The organism is Micromonospora sp. NPDC047707, assembly GCF_040704235.1.
GTDB lineage: Bacteria > Actinomycetota > Actinomycetes > Mycobacteriales > Micromonosporaceae > Micromonospora.
Genome location: NZ_JBEYSU010000123.1, coordinates 1 through 2,335, shown reverse-complemented (window position 1 = coordinate 2,335; position 2,335 = coordinate 1). Strand labels below are relative to the sequence as shown.

Here is a 2,335-nt window from a genome sequence, read left to right as displayed (position 1 = left end):
CTCGCAACCTGGACCGGCGCCTGCCTCACCTGCCATCAACCCGTGAAACCGTTACACCGCAACAAACGCCACCGAACCTAACAAAGCACTACTAGTCGCCTTTGCTCGTACCGAAGGCCCTTCCCTATGTCACGCCGCCACACCGACGCCGTCACGGTTGTCGATTTTCACCGAACCGCCGGCCTCCCGGAACCCTTATTTACCAGGCTCTAAGAGTCTGACGCTGGGAGCGTGATCTAGGGGCCCTGCATTGTCGCTTTGAGCACGCGAGTCCGCCTCTGTCCTTGCCCCCGCACCGTTCCCGCGGGTGACCGCCCCGTCGGCATGGGTGAAGGGTGACGGCGGTGGAGGAGATCATCGAGGAGCCGGTGCAGGTGGTCGCGCGGGTGTGTGCTGCGATCGACATCGGCAAGGCTGGTCTGGTCGCGTGTGTGCGGGTGCCGCACACGACTCGCCCGGACCGGCGGGTTCAGGAGGTTCGTGAGTACGCGACGGTGACGCCGGCGTTGCTGGCGTTGGCGGACTGGCTGCGTGTCGAGCGGGTTGAGTTGGTGGCGATGGAAGCGACCTCGGACTACTGGAAGCCGGTGTTCTACCTGCTGAAAGCGGCAGGCTTCCAGTGCTGGCTGCTCAACGCCAAACATGTCAAGAACGTGCCGGGCCGGCCCAAGACCGACCGGCTCGATGCGGTGTGGCTGGTAGACGGCGCCGCGCGAAACCGCCCATGCGATCAGCAAGCGTGTAGGGGCAGCGACTGGCGGGGGTCGAAGGTCCCGTTGATCTAGGGATTCCGGCCCTAACCGGGCGGGGTAGAGACGTTGACGATGTGACGAACAAAGATTAGTCGCCAACTTGCTGGAGGATTTCATGAAGCGTAGGACCCTCGACCTGCTGTTGAGCATCGGTGGGCTGGGCCTGGCGGCCCTGCTGCTCCTTGTCGGCATCGTCTTGTCGTCCAACGCCGATTTCGCCAGCTATGCGCGTGACCAGCTCGGCACCCAGAACATTACCTCTGCTCCGGTAGAACAGCTTGACGTGGAGGTGCCCGGCGATCTCGCCGGCGATCACCCGGATCAGCGCACCGCCGTCCGGCGTGGTGAGCAGCGCCGACTCGCGGCCGCGGATGTCCTGGTACTTCGGCGCGATCATCTTCGCGACCCGCGGCAGGTTGACCCACAGCTGCGTGCCGTGGAACAGGCCGCCGCTCATCACGAGGTGCTCCGGCGGTGCCTCGATGTGCAGGAGGCCGCTGCCGGCGGTCATCCACTGGGTGTCGCCGTCGGCGATCGTGCCACCGCCGCCGTGCGTGTCCTGGTGGTCGAAGACGCCGTCGATGATGTACGTGACGGTCTCGAACCCGCGGTGCGGGTGCCATGCCGTGCCCTTCGGCTCGCCCGGCGCGTAGTCGACCTCGCCCATCTGGTCGAGGTGGATGAACGGGTCGAGCTCGTTCAGCGGCACCCCGGCGAAGGCGCGGCGCACGGGGAAGCCCTCGCCCTCGTACCCGCTCGGCGCGGTGGTCAGCCGGCGGACCGGCCGGAAGGTCGTGGACTCGTCGAGCCGGGGCAGGCGGGGCAGGACGAGCACGTTGTCGACGGTGATGGCGGGCATCGCGGGCTCCTTAGCTCTCGCTGGGGTGGGCCGGGTCGCGCTCGGCGCGCAGCCGGCGCCCGAGCCGGTCGAAGATCCGGGTGAGGCAGGCGACCTCGTCGGCGTCGAGGTCGTCCATCAGATGGGTGCGGACCGACGCCAGGTGGTGCGGCGCCGCCTCCCGCAGGGTCAGCAGCCCGGCGGCGGTGAGCACCGCTTCGCTGCCCCGGCGGTCCTCGGGACAGGCCTCCCGGGCCACCAGGCCGCGCCGCTGCATCGAGGAGATCTGGTACGTCAGCCGGCTCGGCGAGAAGACCAGCCGGCTGGCCAGTTCACCCATCCGCAGTCGCTGCCCCGGCGCCTCGGCGAGCAGCACCAGCACGTGGTAGTCGGCGAAGCTCAGCCCGCTGTCGGCGCGAAGGTCGTCCTCCAGCTGGGTGAAGAGTCGCTGGCTGGCCTCGATGTACGCCCGCCAGGCGGTGCGGCGCTCCGGCTCCAGACTCTCGGTCACGGCAGCAACAGTAGCACTGTTTCAAATTTTGACAACAAGGCCTGACGCGGCGACCACCAGGCCGCTCCCTCCAGAGCCAGCCATCCCATACAGATTTCAAAGACCGCAGACCGGGACGCGGGGGGGGGCCCCCCCCCCCCCCCGCGCCGGCGCCCCCCCCCCCCCCGGGGGGGGGCCCCCCCCCGCGGGGCGGGGCCGCCCGCCGGAAAGACCCCCCAGGTGATAGGGGCGAGG

The 2,335-nt window shown here is 68.7% G+C and carries 2 protein-coding genes and 1 pseudogene; 1 reads left to right on the top strand and 2 read right to left on the bottom strand.

The annotated features are described in order from the left end of the window. Positions 1–344: 344 nt before the first annotated feature. Positions 345–785, top strand: a complete 441-nt coding sequence (locus tag AB0873_RS32280) for a transposase (protein WP_366604558.1) — start codon at positions 345–347, stop codon at positions 783–785. Between the two features lie 256 nt (positions 786–1,041). Here the strand turns inward: AB0873_RS32280 and AB0873_RS32275 are convergent. Next, positions 1,042–1,611: pseudogene (locus AB0873_RS32275) on the bottom strand (pirin family protein); the annotation flags it as partial. A 10-nt stretch (positions 1,612–1,621) separates the two neighbouring features. After that, a complete protein-coding gene (locus AB0873_RS32270; RefSeq protein ID WP_155332876.1) occupies positions 1,622–2,101 on the bottom strand; it encodes a MarR family transcriptional regulator in 480 nt (159 codons plus the stop codon). Between the last annotated feature and the right edge of the window lie 234 nt (positions 2,102–2,335).